The following is an 18,690-nucleotide window of genomic DNA, read 5'->3' as shown; positions in this document are numbered from 1 at the left end:
ACGGGCTGGAAGCTGTTTTCCAGTATGATGCTATCGAGCTTTCGTTCTCTCTATTCTGACGCTTTCGAAGCGAAAAGAGTCTGTTTTGGTTGACAAGCAGACGTAGGGGTAAAGAAAAGCGGTCCTTCCGGACCGGTGCACTGCCATTGCGAGGCGTGCTCGTTTCCAAGTGAAACAATGAACAGGGGACATCAGATAGTTTGCAGTGAAGGGCGTGGCGCGAGGGCGCTGGCATGGTCCTTCGCTGTTAGACATTCGCTCGCCACATGAGTAAAGGGACTGAGAAAACTGCCGCGAGAGGGAGCAAGATGCCTTTGGGCGTTGTTGTGGGACTCTTTTTACTTTGGGTACTGTTTAGCGGTAAGTTGGATGCGTTCCATCTTGGCGTCGGCGCCGCTACGGTTGCCCTGTTGTTCTGGTTGCAATCCCGCTTGCCAGCCTTCCGCGAGGAAGGGGAGCGAGGCTTGCGTCCCGTTACCTCCTTCATCTACATCTTTTGGCTCTTGTGGCAGATGGTCTTGTCGGCTTGGTACGTGGCTCGAAAGATTCTCGGCCCGCAGGAGGGCTTGCAACCGCGCATGTTTCGAGTCCGTTGCGCGATGCCGAGCCAGGTGAACTCGGTGGTGTTCGCGAATTCGATTACTCTGACCCCTGGCACGCTGACGGTTGACATGGAAGGCGACGAACTAGTGGTTCACGCGCTCACCGAGAACACCGAGCAGGATGTGCTCAACGGAGAAATGGCTCGCAAGGTAGCCAGATTGAGCGAGAGCGAGGCCAATGTATCAGTCGAGAGGATACCTCTCGAAAAGAAGGAGGCAGGACAATGAGCTCAATCGCGAACGTGATGATTTTGCTATTCATCGTGGCGACGGCGATCCCGTTTTACCGCCTGATCAAGGGGCCGACGGTGTTTGACCGCTTGCTCTCGATTGGAGCGATCGGAGGCAAGGCGATCGTGCTCATCTTGTTGGTGGGGCTCATGTACGACCGTTTGTCGATGTTCGTGGACATCGCCTTGGGCTACGCAATTTTGAATTTCATCGGCGGCATCGCCATGGCGGAGTACTTTCGCCTGCGGAAGGAGGAAGAGTAATGGATGTGAGCGATATCGTCGGGGTCGTACTGATTTTTATCGGTCTCCTGGGAATGTTGGTAGGTAGTATCGGCTTGGTTCGTCTGCCGGACTTTTTCGCCCGTACGCACGCTGCCAGCAAGGTGGACACCGTGGGCGTGATTATTGCTGTGATCGGCGTCGCCGTCATCAGCGGTGTGACGCTGGATGCGGGCAAGGTGTTGCTCATCGCCTTTTTCCTCATGTTGACGAATCCCGTTGCGGCGCACGCCTTGGGACGCGCGGCGTGGAAGAGCGGATTGAAGCCGTGGAGCGCGGAAGACCAGACACCTGCCGAACGTAAGGAGGGTAGCGAATGAATAACTATATCGAGTTGCTGTTGTACTCGTTTCTGGTGATTGCGGCCTTGATCGCGATCAACGTGAAGGATCTGCTCGCGGCGGCGGTGACCACTTCTGTATTCAGCTTTGTGATCGCGGTTCTTTTCATAGAGATGGGAGCTGTCGACGTGGGCTTCACCGAAGCGGTCGTGGGAGCGGGCGTGCTCGGAGTTTACTTCATTGCGATGATATTGCGAACCACACGGAGGACCGAGGATTGAAAGCGCTACAGTTTCTAATCTTGGCTGGATTTTTCATCTCCATGGTATCGGTCGTTCGCGACCTGCCGCCACGCGGGGACTTGGACGTGCCCTTGCACCGCGAGCAAAGCGAAGTGGGAAGCCCGACGGCCGGAACGCACTACATCCAAAATTCGTATAAAGACGCCGGTACGGACAACATCGTGACGGTGGTGCTCGCCGACTATCGTGGCTTCGATACCTTCGGAGAGACGGTGGTCGTTTTCGCTGCGGGTATCGCTTGCTTGCTCATCCTACGCGGGAGGCGCGAATCATGAAGGGGGTAGACGTCAGTCCTATCGTGCGGCTCGCATGCCGCTACATGTCGCGCTTGATTCAAGTTTTTGCCTTGTACGTCATCTTCCACGGGCACTACAGCCCGGGCGGAGGCTTCCAAGGGGGAGCGCTATTGGCGGCGGCAGTGATTTTGCTGCGTATCGGCGAGGGCCGCAGCGCGAGCCAGAAGGAGCTCGCCTCAGGCGCCACCATGGGACTCGGTTCGCTGGGTGCTTGGATTTTCGGCGGGGTGGGCCTCTTGGCGCTCTTGAACGGAGGCAAGTTCCTGCAGTACGACGCCTTGCCGGCCATGGGCTTGTCCGCGGTCAGTCTTCACTATTGGGGAATTCTAGTAATCGAGCTGGGCGTGGCCTTAGCGGTGATGACGGTGCTGGTGGCGATTTTCGACGTTTTGACGGAGGACGATAAGAGCGAAGGATGAGCGACTTTTTCAGCAACTACTCGGCGTACATCCTGTGCTTCCTGCTTTTGACGGTGGGCTTGTACGGGATGCTGCTCAAGCGCAACTACGTGAAGAAGGTGATCGGGATGACCATCTTCCAAGCGGCTATAATCCTGTTTTTCATCCAGACTGCCTACAAGACGGGCGGCACGGTTCCGGTGAAGGATGAGGCGCTTCCTCTCGATCAGGCGGACGCTTACATCAATCCATTGCCTCACGCCCTCATGCTGACGGCGATCGTGGTGGGCGTGGCGACTGTGGGCGTGGCGCTTTCACTCTTGATCCGTGTCTACGGCGCCTACGGCAGCTTGGACGAGGATGATATCCGAAGGGAGGCTTCGAAATGATTGCGGAGCATTTGCCGGCTTTGCCGATTCTTTTGTATTTGTTCGTGGCGCTTTTGATGCCGCTTGCGAGCAAGTTGGGGCGTGATTTGCCGTGGACGCTGGCTTGGTTGACCAGCCTGATCGTAGCCGCTCTCGGCGCTTATGGGCTTTGGCTGACTTCCAGCACTGGGGCGATCCATTACTCAATGGGCAACTGGGCGCCTCCGGTCGGCATCGAGCTGGTGGCGGATCCTTTGTCCTGTTTCTTCACCTTCGCGATCGGAGCGGTTTCGGCCTTCGTGCTGCTGCACTCTCGCGAATCGGTTGTAAGAGACTGCGGCGCGGGCAACACCATGACCTATTACGCGTCCTCGTTGCTTTTGCTGGCCGGTTTCAGCGGCATCGTAGGGACGGGCGACTTGTTCAATCTCTACGTTTTCCTAGAGATCAGCGCCTTGGCGGGCTACGCCGTTCTGGGCTGCGGGAGCGCCAAAGCGGCGCTGTCCTCCTTCCGCTATCTGATCATCGGCACCATTGGTGCGTCTTTCTACCTGATCGGAATCGGGCTGCTCCTAGCGAAGACCGGTTCCTTGAACATGGTGGACGTCGCTGCGATCCTGCAGGAGCAGGGGCTCGGTCCAGCGACCACGCTGGCGGTAGTGTTCATTTTTACCGGCTTGGGTATCAAGATGGCTCTGCTGCCGCTGCACTATTGGCTGCCGGACGTCTACACCAATGCGCCTGCCACTAGCACGGCATTGGTCGCGCCCCTAGGAACGAAAGTCGCGGCTTACGCGGTGCTGCGCTTAGGCTACGAGGTGCTGCCATACGAAGCTTTGCTGGCAGACTTGCGGATCTTCGACATCGTTCTCGCTCTCGGCGCGGTTGGTATCATCTGGGGCTCCATCATGGCGATCGCCCAGGACAACATCAAGCGCATGCTGGCTTACAGTAGCGTAGCGCAAATTGGATACATCGCGGTCGGTTTCGGTTTGGCGACTCCCAACGGCTACATCGGAGCGGTGTTGCACGTGATCAACCACGCGGTGATGAAGGCCTGTCTCTTCCTGGTGACGGCCAATCTCGAGCGACAAGGGGAGGGAACTTCCATCAAGGGCTTCAACGCCGCTTTGCGCCGGAAGATGCCTTTGACCTGCGCTTGCTTCGCGCTGGCGGCGATTTCCATGATCGGTCTGCCTCCGACGGCTGGCTTCTTCAGCAAGTGGTATCTGCTGCTCGGTAGCTACGAGCAGGGAAGCTGGATTCTGGTGGTGGTAATCATCGTCAGCAGCTTGCTCAATGCGGTCTACTTTTTCCGGGTGCTGGAGCGACTCTATCTCGGGAAGGACGAGGGAGAGGAGAAAGCCCCGAAGGGCGCTCGTCTGCCATTCGCGATGGGACTATCGACTTTGGTCCTAGCCTTGTCCCTCCTCGTTCTCGGTTTCGGCAACGTCTTCATCGTTTCGAAATTCATTAGCCCAATGTTGCCCGGATTCTGATCCCATGACGACTGACGCACTTTTCCAATCTTCAATGGTTCCCCTGTTCGCCGTCCTCGTATCCATGGCGGCGATACCGGCCATCCTCTTCAGTTCCCGTATGCCGAACCTCCGCGAATCGTGGAGCTTCTTGGCGGCGGGTATCAAGTTCGCCTTGGTTCTCTCGCTGGTGCCTGGCGCCTTGCGAGGGGAGTCGGTAGGGATCACTTTGCTCGAGATCGCACCTGGCATTAGCTTCAGCTTGGTGGCGGATCCGCTGGGCGTGCTCTTCGCCTTGGTGGCGTCGGGGCTCTGGATCGTGACCACGGCCTACGCCCTCGGCTACATGCGCGGGCATCACGAGAAGAAGCAGACCCGCTTTTTCTGCAGTTTCGCGCTGAGCTTGTCGGCGACCTTGGGCATCGCGTTCTCGGACAACCTGATCACCTTCCTGATTTTCTACGAGCTGCTCACCTTGGCCACTTACCCCTTGGTGGTGCACAAGGAATCGCCCGACGCCTTGCGTTCCGGTCGCATGTACCTCGGCTACGCCCTGACGGCCGGCTTGCTGTTCTTGGCAGCAGCGGTCTGGATTAACGTCCGGGTTGGCGAAGTCAGTTTCATCGCGGGAGGCTTCATTCCCGAAGGCGCTTTCGGCGAAGGGGAGCTCAAGCTGCTCTTTCTGCTCTTCATGGTAGGCGTGGGCGTGAAGGCCGGCGTGATGCCGCTGCACAGCTGGTTACCGGCTGCCATGGTGGCTCCGACGCCGGTGAGCGCCTTGCTGCACGCGGTGGCGGTGGTAAAGTCAGGCGCCTTTGGCGTGCTGCGCGTGACCGGTTTCGTTTTTGGTCCCGAGATGATGCGAGAGCATGGCCTTGACGTGCTGCTGGCTATCTTCGCGGGAGCGACGATCCTCCTCGCGTCGACGATCGCCTTGCGTCAGGACAACTTGAAGAAGCGGCTCGCGTATTCAACGGTTGGGCACTTGTCCTACATCGTGATGGGCGCCGCGCTCGCTTCGCCGGCCGCATTGACCGGTAGCTTGATGCACCTCTCGGCCCATGCCGTGATGAAGATCACGCTCTTCTTCTGCGCGGGCGCGATTATCGTCCACTCGCACAAGACGGAGATTTCGCAGCTCGACGGGCTGGGGCGACGCATGCCGTGGACCTTTGCCGCTTTCGGTATCGGAGCCTTGGGACTGGCGGGGATTCCGCCGGTGTACGGCTTCCTGAGCAAATGGTGGCTGAGTATGGGGAGCTTGGACTCGGGGCAGGGAATCGTGCTCGGAGTGTTCCTGCTGAGCGGTTTGCTCAACGCGGGCTATTTCTTCCCCATCGTGATTCGCGGCTTTTTCCGTCCCGCAGCGCCGGACGCCCACTTTCCGAAAGGGGAGGCTACGCCGTGGATGGTGGTGCCGCTCTGCATCACGGCCACCTTGGCCTTGATATTTGGCATTTTTCCGGACTTTCCCCTGCCGTTTTTCGAGATCGCAAGTCGCGTCGTAGAGTCGGTGATGGGCGAACTACCGCAAGCCTTGAACGCTAACGAGATCGGATTGGCGCGATGAAGAAGATACACTGGATACTTTTAGGATTGGTGACGCTCGGTTCGCTGGCGTTGCAGTATTTTGGGCCTCCGCATCCGCATCCGCACGCGTGGGACGCGATTCCGCTGTTCTACTGCATCTTCGGGTTTGTCGGCTGCGTGTTGATCATCGTGGTTTCCAAATTCCTAGGGAAGGTTTGGCTGCAAAAGAAGGAAGACTACTACAAGGGGGACGAAGATGTTTGAGCTGGCGCCAGCTTTTTGGCTACTAGGGGCAGCTGCTTTGGCTGCGATACTTCCGGGCAAGAGCCTCCGGGCGGCGATCTGCGTCGCTGTACCGCTGGTAGGACTTTGGCAGCTGTGGACGATGGGAGTGGGCGCGTCAGCCAACGCCAGCTTGGCGGGATTTGAGCTGACGCTTTATTCCGTGACGAAGGTGAACTTCGTGTTCGCGGTGATTTTCTTGCTCATCTCGGCGGTAGCCGGGGTGTACGCTTGGCACGTGGACGACCGCGGGCAGCAAGTGGCTGCCCTGTCGTACGCGGCCGGGGCCTTGGGAGTGACGCTGGCGGGTGATTTTCTGACCTTGCTGCTTTTCTGGGAACTGATGGCGGTGGCTTCGGCTTGGCTCGTTTTCGCACGCAAGGAAGCTCGCTCCCTCCGAGCGGGTGTCCGCTACCTGCTAGTGCACGTGGCGGGTGGCTCCCTGCTTTTCGGCGGGATCATTCTCTTCTATGGCCAGACCGGCACCTTGACCCTGCAGGCCTTGACGCCCGACATGGGATTGGCCGCTTGGCTGGTGCTCGCTGGCGTCGCCTTGAACGTGGCCCTGCCGCCGCTGCACCCGTGGCTGCCGGACGCTTATCCAAAGGCGACGATCACGGGAGCCATTTTCATGAGCGCTCTGACGACGAAGTCGGCGGTTTACGTTCTGCTGGTTCTGTTTCCCGGCTGGGATCTTTTGATCTACATGGGACTCTTCATGGCGCTTTACGGTGTGGTTTACGCTGTATTGGCGAACGACATACGCCAGATTCTCGCTTACCATATCATCAGCCAGGTTGGCTACATGGTCACCGGCGTGGGCATCGGTACGGCGTTGTCGATGAACGGCACGGCGGCCCACGCGTTCAGCCACATCCTCTACAAGGCTCTCTTGTTCATGGGAGCGGGCGCGGTGATCCAAGCGACTGGGGTGAGCAAGCTGAGCGACTTGGGGGGCTTGGCTCCGAAGATGCGCGGCGTGGTTTGGCTTTTCATGATCGGAGCCTTTTCGATTTCCGGCTTCCCGCTCTTCAACGGATTCATCAGCAAGTCGATGATCGTTTCCTCAGCCGGTGAGGCTCACCACTATGCGATCATGCTAGGCCTGTTGCTCGCCTCGGTAGGAACCTTCCTGCACACCGGCCTGAAGATTCCTGTATTCACTTTTTGGGGTAAGGATCAGAAGCTGGAGGCGAAGCCGATTCCGCGCAATATGTACGTGGCGATGGGATTGGTCGCGTTTGGTTGCACCTTTTTCGGCGTGTATCCGCATGCTCTTTACGTCTTGCTGCCTTTCGACGCGGAGTACCATCCGTACACGGCTTACCACTTGGTAGAGGCGACCCAGATTCTGACCTTCACCTTCATCGGCTTTTGGGTGTTGCGGGCCAAGTTGGCCGGCGAGCCTTACATCGCCTTGGACACGGACTGGTTCTACCGTCGTGGAGCTCCGGTGGCCACCGCTTTGCTTGTGAAGCCGGTCAATGCCTTCTTCGCGGCCGGAGCGAAAACGCGCGACGGAATCGCGTCGCTGCTCGCGTCCAATTTCGGAAATCCGCGGGCTTGGTTCGGCATGAACAAAGGGTCTGCTGACGCGTTCAATCCCGATGTGGAGCGTTCGCCGCTGGGCGCCGGACTGGCGTTTATCCTACTGGTCTTCGTGGCGATTTTTGCTTCGGTGATGTTACTCGCCTCGTAGTTTTTGCTCCCTTCTGAGGGAAGGGAGCAGGGTAAGGCATCATGGGGTTAGACGTCAGATTTCTCTAGCACCTTCTCAGAGTCGGAGAGGAACGTCGCAGATTCAAATGGGGCGTTAGCGCCCAGTCATTTTGGCTGGAATGTCCACGTGGAAGGTCGTTCCCTGAGGAGAGGAGCGGTAGTCGATTGTGCCATTGAGGGAGGATACGTGCTTCTTCACCAAATAATTGCCTAAACCGCTTCCGAATTCGGAATTGTTTCCGGCGCGATAGAACATTTCGTAGACCTTATCGCGGCTTTCGTCGGGAATTCCGATGCCGTTGTCCGCCACCTCGAGACGTATCCAACCTTCTCTTACAGGCGTGAAACCTACCTTCACCCAGCGTTCGGATTTTTGGGGGTCGGAGTATTTGATTCCGTTGGAAACTAGGTTTTCCATGATTTGCCGCACCCTTACCGACTCAGCGTAGAAGGGCGCCTGCAAGTGGTTCTCGAAGGTGACCTGCACGCCTTTTTCTTCCCAGAGGCTTTGCAAGGTAGAGCTGACGAAGTCGAATATCTCGTGGGGGTCGATGGCCTCGGGAGGAGAATCCTGATTTTCGATACGGCAGAGGTTGAGCAGGTCTTCGACCAGCTTCTCTAGACGGGACGCTTGCTTGCCGATACGGCTGAGGCAGTCGGAAATCCCTTCGATGTCCTTGTCCTCGATCTGGTACTTTGCGAGGTCGACGTAGCCGCGAATCGTTTTCAGCGGGGCGACGAGGTCGTGGGAGGTGCGGTAATTGAAGTGGCTGAGTTCCTCGTTGGCGCGTTCGACTTTTTTTTGAGCCTGTAGCAGCATTTGAGCGTTATGTGCGTTGCGCCTGTTGTTTCGCGATATCAGCACGAAGAGCATCAGGAGCAGCAGGTCCACGAGGATGCCGCCGATGAGGATTGTCATTGGCTGGTCGCTGGATAGGTCCCTCCTAAACTCCTTGCTGCTACGAAAGCGGAAGGTCCAGGTCCTGCCGTAGAGCTCGATCTCGGAGCTTGATTGGAAGAGCGGATCGTTGTCGAACTCGTGCTCGGCGATTGCGTCCTCATTGAATATCTCCTCGCTTCCGTCGGAGATGGAGAAGGTGATGCTTCTCAGTTCGCGGGAGAGCACCCCGTCCACGAGATTGTTTACGACGAAAGGAGCGTAGATGAGGCCGACGAAGGTTTCACGGCGCTCCTCGACGTTCAAGGGGGCGGTACTTGATCGGTAGAAGGGCACGAAGAAGAGGAAGCCGGGCGTGTGCTGCTCGTCCTGCACCAGAGTGATGGGGCCGGTGATCCTGGCTTCTCCGGTGTCGCGCGCGAGTTGCGCTGCAGCGTAGCGGTTGCTCTCGTGAGCCATGTCGAGGCCGACGGCTTTCTCGTTTCCCTTTTCAGGTATGATGTAGCTGATGGGCCAGAAACCTTGCTTGTCGTGATCCGGGTGGATGCGGTAGCTCGGTCGGTCGACCCTTTGGGCGGTGAGGTAGGAGTGGAGGCGATCGGGTGCCACGTAATGCACTACGCCGATTCCGTTAATGCCAGGGTATTTTCTCTCGATGCTGACTGCTTCGGCGTAGCGTTTCCAGTCCCGGTATTGGATGTCTCCCCCGATCGCGTTGATGTGGATCGCTCCAGCCCACAGGGCGTCCTCGTAGCGCTGCATGCGCTCCAGCACGAGATCGAGAATCTTGGACGTTTCGCGCTCGTAGGTGTTGGCAGCTTTTTCTTGAATTTGGCTGGATGTGATTCGCCAAGCGGCAATGGTGACTACGAGGGAGAGGAAAATGATGAGCCAGTGGAGGCGATGCATCGTCGAAAACGCGGAGCCGCTGAGAATCGCTTTTCCGACGTCTTTCGCCTGTTGGTTCTGAGTGGGGGCTTCTGGATCCATTCTGAGGACGGTGATACGGTAGGGAGTGGGAGCCGCATAGGGTCTAGGAATCAGTCGTGGCACGCGAGCAAGTAAAGCGCGTGCGGCGTTTTTGTAGGGGGACAGGCCCTTTTGAGTCTAGGTTTGGCAAGGCGCCAGCTCACAAACGAAACCGACGCTTCCTGGGGAGGAAGCGTCGGCTGGAATGATGGGCTGGCTTGCGGCGCGATTGCCGTCGAGGCACGACTAGTGATGGTGATGTTCGCCGGAGTGTTGTTGCGTTCCTCCCTTGCCGTACTCTTTTTGCGGCATGCCGCAGGTGAGCATCATGGAGCCGTAGTATGGGTTCCTGAGGTCCTTGCTCGATTGCAGCCAGGCGCCACCCATGTTGTTGAAAGCCATCGGGCAGTACATTTTGATGGCGCTGCCTTCGGCGAGGCCTTCCTCGTCCAGTTTGGCAATGAGCGTATCGGACCAGGACTTGAAGGCTTTGCGGGCCGCTTTGATATCGGATGCTTCAGTGATCTGTGTTGCAGCAGTCAGTTCGGTCGCGCAGCAAGCGCCTTCCTCGAGGGAGCAGCCTTTTTCTTCTCCCGTCTTCAGCATGGACTTCGCGGCATTTTTTGCGGCTGCGAGGTCGTCGGAAGCCAAAGCAGCTTGCGCTGCGAAGTAGGGGTCGAGCTGGTGGCTGGCGCACGATGCGTGGTGTTCGTGGGCTCCTTCGCTCGTGGAGCAGGTACCGCAGTGCGCTTGCAGGTTGGCGACGGCTAAGGTTGTGGCGATCAGTGTTAGGATGAGTGTTTTCATGGCTGTGTAATGTACTCGGATTTAGATTTTATGGGTTCTTGTTTCGAAAAAAAGGTTTCGGGAAGATGGACTACTGGGAACAACAGGAGGGTGAATTGTGGTGCTCGCAACTTGCCGCGTGATTCTCTTGGCTTGCGCAGCATGAGCTGCTGGCGGTGGCGGGGGCGGGGGCGGTCGAGCCGATCCTTCTCACGATGGAACCGCAATTCGCCATGCTGCTGCCGTAGTAGGGGTTGGAGATCGTTTGCGTGTTTTGCAGCCATTCCGCGCCTGCTCCATCGAATGCCATGCTGCAACGCACGAGATAGAGGGGAGAGGAATCGCTGCTGGCGAGGTAGTCGAAAAGCATCGTTGCCTGCGAGCTGAGCGTTTTGAAAGAGGCTCGGGCGGCAGCGATATCGTTGGCCTGCGCAATTGCTTCGGCGTGTTGGGTGAGGGCTTCGACGTTAAGCCGCGCGGTAGACTTCTCGAAGGCGGAGATGTAAGCGAGGGCGGACTCATGCGCTCCGTTCAAGTCGTCCGCCGCCAAGCTGGACTGCAAGCTCAGGTAGGCCTTCTCGAGACTTTTGGAAAAGGGCGAGACAAGCTGGGTGGGGTGGTGGTGTTGGGCGGACAAGCTCGTTGCCCATGCCAACAGCGCTAAGATGAATACGGTTTTCATGATGGTATTAGTTAGAAGATTTCGCCTTCAGCTCCTCGATACTGCAATAGAGCACAGGCACGACGAAAATGGTGATGGTGGCGAGCAGCATGCCGCCGAAGGTAGGAATTGCCATGGGGAGCATCACGTCTGATCCGCGTCCTGAAGATGTCAATACGGGCAGCAGGGCGAGGATCGTGGTTGCGATGGTCATCATTGCGGGACGGACGCGTTTTTGCGCTGCCTCTACCACACGTTGACGGATCTCCTCCCGGTCTTTTGGGGGAGCTTCGCGGAATCGTTGTTCGAGGTAGGTCGCCATTATGACGCCGTCGTCAGTGGCGATGCCGAAGAGGGCGAGGAAACCGACCCAAACCGCGACGCTTAAGTTCAGCGTCTCGACCTGGAAAAGGTCGCGCAGGTTTTGCCCGAACAGGGAGAGGTCGAAGAACCAATCTTGCCCGTAGAGCCACAGGAGAATGAATCCTCCGGACCAAGCGAAAGCGATTCCGGAGAAAACCAGCAGCGTTACCGGCACCTTCTTGAACTGGAAGTAGAGTATTAGGAAAATGGCGAACAAGGAGATCGGCAGCACGATGCTCAGGCGTTTCTCAGCTCGCAGCTGGTTTTCGTAGCTCCCGGTGAAACGGTAGCTGGCCCCCGAGGGGATGCTCAGCTCGCCGCTCGCTATCTTTTCCTGCAACAGTTGCTGGGCTTGCTCGACTACCTCGACCTCGGCGAATCCGTTGCGCTTGTCGAAGATTACGTAGCCGACGAGAAAGGTGTCCTCGCTTTTGATTACTTGCGGTCCTCGCACGTACCGAATGGAAGCCAGTTCCTTGAGAGGAATCTGAGTACCGTCGGGAGCGGCTACCAGAATGCTTTCGATGTCCTCGATGCTGTCGCGTAATTCGCGTTGGTAGCGGACGCGAACCGGATAGCGCTCGCGACCTTCGACGGTTTGGGTGATGGGTTTGCCGCCGATGGCGACTTCGATCACGTCCTGCACTGTCTTGATGCGAATGCCGTAGCGGGCGATCGCGTCGCGGTCGATGTCGATCTCAAGGTACGGCTTGCCGACGATGCGGTCCGCCAGCACGGCCTCCGCTTTGATGGAGGGGACTTGCTTCAGGATGCCCTCGATTTGCAAGGCAAGCGACTCGATGGTTTCGAGGTCCGGCCCGTAAACCTTCAATCCCATGGGGGCGCGCATGCCGCTTTGCAGCATCACGATGCGAGCTGCGATCGGTTGTAGCTTCGGTGCGGAAGTGGTGCCCGGAATGCTGGCAGCTTTTACGATCTCTGCCCAGATGTCGTCTGGACTTCGTATCTCGTCTCGCCAGTTGCGAAATGGGCGTCCGTCCTCGTCGCTGATGAGCTGTCCCATTTCGTCGCGCAAGTATTCCTGTTTCGACTCGTCGTAGGCGAAGGTCAAAACGTGTCCATCCTGGTCGACGACGAACTCCGGTTTGTAGTTGATTATGGTTTCGATCATGGAAATGGGTGCGGGATCGAGAGGACTTTCCGCGCGTCCAAGCTTTCCGACAGCCAGTTCCACCTCAGGTATGGCGTTGATGGCCATGTCTTGTTTTTTCAATACGTCCATCACTTCGCCGATGGACGCGTGCGGCATGGTCGTAGGCATGAGCAGGTAAGAGCCTTCGTCCAGGGGAGGCATGAACTCCTTTCCCAAGCCAGGGAGGGCGTGGCTGACCGCGACATAGGGCGATGACTTTTTCACAAAGTCTGGCATCCAGCCGAAGAGAGTAGAGAAGCCAAGCCAAGCGCTGAATCCGAAGGCGACGACCAACAGGCTGAGTGATAGGAAGGCGGCTTTTGTCCTCAAAATGAATGTCAGAATTCGCGGATACATCCAGATGAAGGCGAGCATTGGCAGGAGCAGGCTACCGATCGCGAGGATTACGAAAAGCGCGTTCTGCCATGGGTGTTCGGGGCCCATCGGTTTCCACGCCTGCGCGAGTATGAGAGCGACGACGAAGGCGACTATGAAATTGAAGGCGTAGTGGCAGCGTTGGCGGAGAGACTCAGGCAAACGGTTCGCAAAGAGGTTGAAGCTGGCGACTCCGATAAGCAATGCGCTGAGTAGCCAAGGAAAACCGTTCCAGAAGAATGGAATGGCGAGTCCGAGTGTCGCGATAGATCCCCATGTAATTGTTTTGCTGATACGGTTTTCGTGCCTTCCCGCTATGAACCAGTGGGCGAGGGGAGGGATGATGGTGAGGGCTACGACGATGGAGCCGATCAGGGCGAAAGTTTTTGTATAGGCGAGAGGACGAAAGAGCTTTCCTTCTGCTGCTTGCATGGTGAAGACCGGCAAAAAGCTAATTACCGTAGTCGCTACTGCCGTGAGAACCGCGCTGCCGACTTCTGCGCTTGCTCTATAGACGACTTCGAGTCGGCTCTCCTTGGGGTCGGCCTTGTCCAAATGCTTGAGAATATTTTCTATCACGACAATGCCCATGTCCACGATCGTACCGATGGCGATGGCAATGCCGGAAAGGGCAACAACGTTGGCGTCGACCTCGAGCAACCACATGCCAATGAAGGCAAAGAGAACGGCAAGCGGCAGCACGCCTGATATCAACAACGCGCTGCGCAGGTGCATCACCAAGAGTACGACTACGATAATCGTAACTAGGATTTCCAGGCTGACTGCTTCTTCGAGCGTACCGAGAGTTTCGTAGATCAGGCCCGTGCGATCGTAGAAAGGAACGACTTGCACCTGGCTGAGGGTTCCGTCTTCCAGCGTCTTGCTCGGCATGCCTGCTGAGATTTCCGTAATCTTTTCTTTGATACGCTTGATGACCTCAAGCGGGTTCTCGCCATAACGCGTGACAACGACGCCGCCCACCGCTTCGGCTCCCGCCTTGTCGAGGGCTCCGCGCCGTAGAGCTGGGCCAAACTCGATATCTGCCAATTGGTCGAGAGTTATGGGGACGTTGTTTCGTTGGGTTACCACCGTACGCCGCAAGTCGTCGAGGCTCTTAACGAATCCAAGGCCACGAATAACGTATTCGGCGGAATTTATCTCGATCGTGCGAGCTCCGACGTCGAGGTTGCTGCCGCGCACGGCGTCGAAGACCTCGTGCAATGCGACGTTATAGGTGCGCAATGCATCTGGGTCGACGTCTATTTGGTACTCCTTGACGTACCCGCCGATGGAGGCTACTTCCGCTACGCCCTCGACTCCTTGCAAGGCGTAGCGTACGTACCAATCCTGGGTGCTGCGGAGCTCGTCGAGATCCCAGCCGCCCGTGGGCTTCCCTTCTGGGTCCATGCCTTCCAATGTATACCAGAAAACTTGTCCGAGAGCGGTGGCATCCGGTCCCAGTTGGGGGGATACGCCTTGAGGAAGAGTGCCGCTCGGAAGGCTGTTGAGCTTCTCCAGGATGCGGCTGCGGGTCCAATAAAATTCGGCTTCCTCCTTGAATATGATATAGATGGAAGAAAACCCGAACATGGAGTAGCTGCGCACCGTCTTGACCTGAGGAAGTCCCAGCAGAGCAGTGGTAAGCGGATAGGTGATCTGGTCTTCTATGTCCTGCGGCGAGCGGCCCATCCATTCGGTGAATACAATTTGCTGGTTCTCGCCTATGTCCGGAATGGCATCCACTGGCACCGGATCGCGAGGCAGCGAATCGATTTCCCAATCGAAGGGAGCGACCATTACGCCCCAGAGTATGAGTCCCGCTGTAAAGAGAGCGACAACCAGTTTGTTCTCTAGGCAGAAGCGAATGAGTTTGTTTAGCAGCGACGTTGGCCGCTGGGAAAGGGCTGAATGCTTGCTCATTGCTCGACCTCACTTGACTCTCGTTCCTTGCCCAACGTCCCTTTTACCTCTCCACAAGTGAGCATCATGGCGCCGAAGTAAGGGTTTTTCAGGTTAAGGTCTCCTTGCAGCCAATCGGCTCCACGATCTGGATACACCATGGGGCAATGCATTATTGTCAGCGGCTGCTCAAAGGCGTTGGCGTCCGTTTTCGCTGCAGCGATGAAGGCATTGGAGAGTTTCTCGAAATGCGGTCGGCGGAACGCGTCGATATCATCTGCTGCCAGCATGTCGTGCAGCAGATCTGGCAGGTCTCCAGAGTGTCCGGTGATCTTCATCATGGCGTTTGCTGCGTTTTTGGCTTCCTCGAGATCGTCTCCCGCAAGAGCTGATTGCATCGCGAGGTAGTGGTTCACGATTTGGGAGGCGCTTCCGGGAGCGATCTCGAGTGCCGCAGCTTTCGAAGCGCTTGATGCCATTTCACCGTCTCCGTGGTGGTGACTTGGGGGCGAGGCATCGCCTTGGGGGTTCATCATGCTGGGCTTGGCTTTGATCTGGAGAGCAGAATCGATTTTGAAGGCTCCATTGGTCACAACGCGATCACCTTTCGCCAGTCCAGATCTCACGACGAAGACTTCGCCGGCTCGCGGGCCCAATTCAATTTCTCGGCCCTCGAATGTAGGACGGCTTGTATTCGGTTTTTCGATATAGACCACTGCTCTTTTTCCGGTGCGTAGCACGGCGGATGCGGGGATGACGAGTGGCGGTTCCGCATCGGGGTTTTGTACGTAGCCCAATTCTTCTGCGGGCACGAGGTCCATCCCGCAAATGTCACAGTGACCAGGACCATCCTTAACGATTTCGGGGTGCATGGGGCTGATCCACTTTCCGGCAAATTCCGGCTCGAAGACGCTGCCGGCCTGGGCTACCTGAGATTTAGCGCGCGCTTTAGCGAACATGCCTGGTTTCAGTTTGCCCGCGGCATTGTCGACGTTTACTCGGACGGCGACTGTGCGAGTTGCTCGGTTGATTTCGGGCTCGATGAATGTGATTTGTCCTTGGAAGTTCTGCCCGGGATAAGCTTCGACGGAGAAGGTGACTTGTTGACCGAAGCGGAGCCAAGCGAGATCGGATTCGTAGGCGTTGAGTTGCAGCCAAAGCGTATTGAGATCAACGATACGAAAGAGCGGTTGCCCTGTCTTCATGTAATCGCCTTCGTTTATGTTTTTATTGACTACGATTCCTGCGATTGGAGCTTTCAGTTCGAAAGTGTCACTCGCTTTGCCGCTTTTTAGGATGGCATCGACCTGATTGGGGAGGAGGTCCCAGAGAAGAAGCTTTTCTTTGGCGGCTCGCGTTGCGGCGCTGTCGGGATCGTAGCGATGGGCGGTGATGAGTTCGCTCTGGGCGGTCAGGAGCTCGGGGCTGTAGACGCGAGCGAGGTGGTCACCCTTTTGCACGGGGACGCCTGGGAAGTTGACGAACAACTCGTCGATGCGAGCGGGAAAGCGTGCGGTGAGCGACTTCACTTTCGTTTCGTCGTATTCAAGTTTACCTACGAGACGAATCTCCGCGGTCGGGAAACGACGTTTGATAACGGAAGTTTGAATGTTGGCCAATGCTCTGGAGCTTTCACTCATGCTAAGAGTTCGTGGCCCCTCGTCTCCATCTGAATCGTTTTCCAGAGGAATGAGGTCCATTCCGCAAATCGGGCAGTCGCCTGGTTCTGGCTGCTGGATCTGGGGGTGCATCGAACAGGTCCAAACCTCGGGTTCGGCTGTTGTCGGAGCGGCTTTTTCAGCGATGGACGGGTCATGGACAGCAGGCGAAGGAGCGGTCCAGCGTCCGATTAGGAAGGCTGCGATCAGCAGGGCAATGCCTGCGGAAATAATTAGGTTTTTCGTTTTCATGGGAACGACTTTTTGAAAATTTGGGTGCTAGTTCAGCCAGAATCCTCCGGCTAGGCTGGCGAGCTTCCAACGGGCTTGCCATGCGTCGGCGGCCGCCCGCCAGTATTCAGTTTCTAACTTCAAGAGTGCTCGCTCGCTATCGATAAGATCGAGGATGGAAGCTTTGCCGGTCTGGTAGCTAGAAGCGGAGATTTCCTGCGCTTGTCTAGCGAGGGGCAGGAGTTTTGTCTCATATCGTATCATGCGTGCTTTCGAGTCTGCTAAGCGCGCAAGCAAGGATTTGCCCGTCGCGTTCAGCTCCAGCTCCAGTCCGCGAATGTCCGCTTCCATCGCCTCTTTTTCCAAGGATGCCTGGAGCGCTATGGCGTTGTTGGCCTTACCCCAGATGGGAAGGCTTATCCCGACCATGATGGCCCAGGGATCCCTGCCGTTGTCGGGAGCGTTTGATCCCAGCGATTGGCCGGTGCGGATGTAGTTTATGCCGACGCTGAGATCCGGTTTTGCGGCGAACTGGGCGAGTCTCTCTCTTGAGGCTTGGTTCTCCGCGAGGGAGCGCAGCATTGCGAGCTTGGGAGATCTTTGCCGAATGGCATCTAGCCATTCCTGCTCTTGCGTTGAGGCGAGTGAGGGAGCGTTCCAGTCACTGGGAAGTTGCAGGGTTTCGGAGTCGCTCCCGAGGAGGCTTTGCAAGGTCGCGAGGCTCATGACCCGTTTTGTCTCTTGGGACGCCAAGGTGTCCTCCAATCGATGCGCCTCTACCTGTATCTTGAGCAGGTCTGAGAGGTCGCCGCCGGCTTTAACCTTGTCCTCCACGATTGCTTCGAGGCGGTTCAGGAGGCTGGCGTTTTGCTTGGTGATGGCGATGGCTTTGTCTAGAAAGGCTATTTCCAGAACGCTCGAAGCTATTTTGTCCGCTAGCTCGAATTGCTGCGACGCGTAGGAGTGCCAGAGGGCTTCGCTTTGGCTACGAGCAATCTGGCGAGTCGTATCCAGTTTTCCGAACCATGGAAGCGGTTGCTGCAGGGAGATCGCTTGCCGCTGAGGTCCAGTGCGCGTCTGAATGGATTCCACGAAATGGGTGAGCTGGACCCTGGGGTTGGGGAGCGCTCCGGCGTAGTCGATGCTTTGGCGGGCTGCTTGGTAGCGTTTCTCGGCAGCTTGGAGCTCGGGATTGTTTTCGAGTGCGGCGGCTATGTAGGGGCCGACGATGTCGCGGTCGGCGAGCCCATATGCGGCAGTCTCTTGGCTGCCGTTGGCGAGGGCGAGAGGAGGAACGGAGCCGCAGATCGAAAAGCCGAGGACGAGCGTCTGCAGTGTTCGGAGCGTTGAACGAGTAGTTACGGATGTCATTTGTTGCGAGCGAAGATTGATCCTTGCGGGATCGGTTGAACGTAGATCGGAAGGCGTTACTCGCCTTCGTACAGTCGAGCCGATACGTGTCGGCTCCTAGTTCGGTAGTGCTGCCCCTCTGACGTTAGAGGTGGTCAGCTCTTAGCTCGCGTCAAATCAAGTAGACACAGTACGCCAAGGAACGCTGGGAGCTGGGTTCCTGTAGGGCCCGAATCCGAGTGTTGTCGCGTGGCGTTTGCGACTGGGGCGCCGCGGCAAGAACTGGCAACGCGGGCAAAGTGTAAACGAGGGGCTGGTGGGGCTTTTGCAGTGAGTCCTGGGCCAAGGCTCCCTCGTTGATTTGAGAATCCTTCTCGGAGCTGTGCGGGCATTCTTCTTGGCTGTGTTTGCCGAGGCCCGACTTCGCTTCGGTGGAAGCGGTGCAGCAGGAATGTGCTGCGGCGCTTGGGCTCGCTTGCTCGAGCGGTTCCGCGCTGAGATCAAGGCAGCAGCACAGCGGATTAAAAATCGCTGTGATGAGAAGGACTGCTGTTACTCTGATCCAGTTCACTAAACACT

At 57.2% G+C, this 18,690-nt stretch carries 18 protein-coding genes; 11 read left to right on the top strand and 7 right to left on the bottom strand.

The window, feature by feature from the left end; translation table 11 throughout:
- Positions 1 to 266: 266 nt before the first annotated feature.
- The 11 genes from IEN85_RS14075 to IEN85_RS14025 are packed head-to-tail and all read left to right on the top strand — an operon-like array spanning position 267 to position 7,748.
- Positions 267 to 830, top strand: coding sequence for a Na+/H+ antiporter subunit E (locus tag IEN85_RS14075; RefSeq protein WP_191617721.1), 564 nt, complete (start codon positions 267 to 269; stop codon positions 828 to 830).
- On the top strand, positions 827 to 1,096 hold the full coding sequence (locus IEN85_RS14070) for an MrpF/PhaF family protein (RefSeq protein ID WP_191617720.1): 270 nt from the start codon (positions 827 to 829) through the stop codon (positions 1,094 to 1,096). The genes IEN85_RS14075 and IEN85_RS14070 overlap by 4 nt, the downstream gene beginning before the upstream one ends.
- Positions 1,096 to 1,434, top strand: coding sequence for a monovalent cation/H(+) antiporter subunit G (gene mnhG, locus IEN85_RS14065; protein WP_191617719.1), 339 nt, complete (start codon positions 1,096 to 1,098; stop codon positions 1,432 to 1,434). Before IEN85_RS14070 ends, mnhG begins: the two co-directional genes overlap by 1 nt.
- Positions 1,431 to 1,676 (top strand): Na(+)/H(+) antiporter subunit B, encoded by a 246-nt coding sequence (locus IEN85_RS14060; protein ID WP_191617718.1) that lies wholly within the window; start codon positions 1,431 to 1,433, stop codon positions 1,674 to 1,676. Before mnhG ends, IEN85_RS14060 begins: the two co-directional genes overlap by 4 nt.
- Positions 1,677 to 1,696: 20 nt before the next feature.
- Complete coding sequence (gene mbhE / locus IEN85_RS14055) at positions 1,697 to 1,972, top strand: hydrogen gas-evolving membrane-bound hydrogenase subunit E (RefSeq protein WP_191617717.1); 276 nt, start codon at positions 1,697 to 1,699, stop codon at positions 1,970 to 1,972.
- Positions 1,969 to 2,412, top strand: coding sequence for an MnhB domain-containing protein (locus IEN85_RS14050; RefSeq protein ID WP_191617716.1), 444 nt, complete (start codon positions 1,969 to 1,971; stop codon positions 2,410 to 2,412). Before mbhE ends, IEN85_RS14050 begins: the two co-directional genes overlap by 4 nt.
- The gene (locus tag IEN85_RS14045; protein ID WP_191617715.1) at positions 2,409 to 2,780 is read left to right on the top strand and encodes a cation:proton antiporter subunit C; all 372 of its coding nucleotides are present in this window, start codon (positions 2,409 to 2,411) and stop codon (positions 2,778 to 2,780) included. The genes IEN85_RS14050 and IEN85_RS14045 overlap by 4 nt, the downstream gene beginning before the upstream one ends.
- Entirely contained in the window at positions 2,777 to 4,258 is a 1,482-nt protein-coding gene (locus IEN85_RS14040) for a complex I subunit 5 family protein (protein WP_191617714.1), read from the top strand. The genes IEN85_RS14045 and IEN85_RS14040 overlap by 4 nt, the downstream gene beginning before the upstream one ends.
- Before the next feature lie 4 nt (positions 4,259 to 4,262).
- On the top strand, positions 4,263 to 5,807 hold the full coding sequence (locus tag IEN85_RS14035) for a monovalent cation/H+ antiporter subunit D family protein (protein WP_191617713.1): 1,545 nt from the start codon (positions 4,263 to 4,265) through the stop codon (positions 5,805 to 5,807).
- A complete protein-coding gene (locus tag IEN85_RS14030; RefSeq protein ID WP_191617712.1) occupies positions 5,804 to 6,031 on the top strand; it encodes a hypothetical protein in 228 nt (75 codons plus the stop codon). Before IEN85_RS14035 ends, IEN85_RS14030 begins: the two co-directional genes overlap by 4 nt.
- 37 nt (positions 6,032 to 6,068) lie before the next feature.
- Entirely contained in the window at positions 6,069 to 7,748 is a 1,680-nt protein-coding gene (locus IEN85_RS14025) for a Na(+)/H(+) antiporter subunit D (protein WP_263597540.1), read from the top strand.
- A 114-nt stretch (positions 7,749 to 7,862) separates the two neighbouring features.
- Here IEN85_RS14025 and IEN85_RS14020 read toward each other — a convergent pair whose 3' ends face one another.
- From IEN85_RS14020 to IEN85_RS13990, 7 genes are all read right to left on the bottom strand, one after another.
- Entirely contained in the window at positions 7,863 to 9,719 is a 1,857-nt protein-coding gene (locus tag IEN85_RS14020; RefSeq protein WP_191617710.1) for a CHASE domain-containing sensor histidine kinase, read from the bottom strand.
- A gap of 162 nt (positions 9,720 to 9,881) precedes the next feature.
- Complete coding sequence (locus IEN85_RS14015) at positions 9,882 to 10,442, bottom strand: DUF3347 domain-containing protein (RefSeq protein WP_191617709.1); 561 nt, start codon at positions 10,440 to 10,442, stop codon at positions 9,882 to 9,884.
- A gap of 70 nt (positions 10,443 to 10,512) precedes the next feature.
- The gene (locus tag IEN85_RS14010) at positions 10,513 to 11,103 is read right to left on the bottom strand and encodes a DUF3347 domain-containing protein (RefSeq protein ID WP_191617708.1); all 591 of its coding nucleotides are present in this window, start codon (positions 11,101 to 11,103) and stop codon (positions 10,513 to 10,515) included.
- 7 nt (positions 11,104 to 11,110) lie between these two features.
- Positions 11,111 to 14,893, bottom strand: coding sequence for an efflux RND transporter permease subunit (locus tag IEN85_RS14005; protein WP_191617707.1), 3,783 nt, complete (start codon positions 14,891 to 14,893; stop codon positions 11,111 to 11,113).
- Positions 14,890 to 16,782, bottom strand: a complete 1,893-nt coding sequence (locus IEN85_RS14000; RefSeq protein WP_191617706.1) for an efflux RND transporter periplasmic adaptor subunit — start codon at positions 16,780 to 16,782, stop codon at positions 14,890 to 14,892. The genes IEN85_RS14005 and IEN85_RS14000 overlap by 4 nt, the downstream gene beginning before the upstream one ends.
- A 27-nt stretch (positions 16,783 to 16,809) precedes the next feature.
- Positions 16,810 to 18,132, bottom strand: a complete 1,323-nt coding sequence (locus tag IEN85_RS13995) for a TolC family protein (protein WP_191617705.1) — start codon at positions 18,130 to 18,132, stop codon at positions 16,810 to 16,812.
- 151 nt (positions 18,133 to 18,283) lie between these two features.
- Positions 18,284 to 18,682 carry a hypothetical protein gene (locus IEN85_RS13990; protein ID WP_191617704.1) on the bottom strand — a complete coding sequence of 133 codons (399 nt, stop codon included), beginning with the start codon at positions 18,680 to 18,682 and terminating at the stop codon, positions 18,284 to 18,286.
- Positions 18,683 to 18,690 lie beyond the last annotated feature (8 nt).

The sequence above is a fragment of the Pelagicoccus enzymogenes genome, assembly GCF_014803405.1.
GTDB lineage: Bacteria > Verrucomicrobiota > Verrucomicrobiia > Opitutales > Opitutaceae > Pelagicoccus > Pelagicoccus enzymogenes.
This window is presented reverse-complemented; position numbering and strand designations above follow the sequence as displayed.

Excerpts from the sequence above, each read along its gene's own strand:
- IEN85_RS14010 (WP_191617708.1), bottom strand. The coding sequence starts at position 11,103 with ATGAAAACCGTATTCATCTTAGCGCTGTTGGCATGGGCAACGAGCTTG.
- IEN85_RS14075 (WP_191617721.1), top strand. The coding sequence starts at position 267 with ATGAGTAAAGGGACTGAGAAAACTGCCGCGAGAGGGAGCAAGATGCCT.
- IEN85_RS14035 (WP_191617713.1), top strand. The coding sequence starts at position 4,263 with ATGACGACTGACGCACTTTTCCAATCTTCAATGGTTCCCCTGTTCGCC.
- IEN85_RS14030 (WP_191617712.1), top strand. The coding sequence starts at position 5,804 with ATGAAGAAGATACACTGGATACTTTTAGGATTGGTGACGCTCGGTTCG.
- IEN85_RS14015 (WP_191617709.1), bottom strand. The coding sequence starts at position 10,442 with ATGAAAACACTCATCCTAACACTGATCGCCACAACCTTAGCCGTCGCC.
- IEN85_RS14070 (WP_191617720.1), top strand. The coding sequence starts at position 827 with ATGAGCTCAATCGCGAACGTGATGATTTTGCTATTCATCGTGGCGACG.
- IEN85_RS13995 (WP_191617705.1), bottom strand. The coding sequence starts at position 18,132 with ATGACATCCGTAACTACTCGTTCAACGCTCCGAACACTGCAGACGCTC.
- IEN85_RS14060 (WP_191617718.1), top strand. The coding sequence starts at position 1,431 with ATGAATAACTATATCGAGTTGCTGTTGTACTCGTTTCTGGTGATTGCG.
- IEN85_RS14045 (WP_191617715.1), top strand. The coding sequence starts at position 2,409 with ATGAGCGACTTTTTCAGCAACTACTCGGCGTACATCCTGTGCTTCCTG.
- IEN85_RS14050 (WP_191617716.1), top strand. The coding sequence starts at position 1,969 with ATGAAGGGGGTAGACGTCAGTCCTATCGTGCGGCTCGCATGCCGCTAC.
- IEN85_RS14040 (WP_191617714.1), top strand. The coding sequence starts at position 2,777 with ATGATTGCGGAGCATTTGCCGGCTTTGCCGATTCTTTTGTATTTGTTC.
- IEN85_RS14000 (WP_191617706.1), bottom strand. The coding sequence starts at position 16,782 with ATGAAAACGAAAAACCTAATTATTTCCGCAGGCATTGCCCTGCTGATC.
- mnhG (WP_191617719.1), top strand. The coding sequence starts at position 1,096 with ATGGATGTGAGCGATATCGTCGGGGTCGTACTGATTTTTATCGGTCTC.
- IEN85_RS14005 (WP_191617707.1), bottom strand. The coding sequence starts at position 14,893 with ATGAGCAAGCATTCAGCCCTTTCCCAGCGGCCAACGTCGCTGCTAAAC.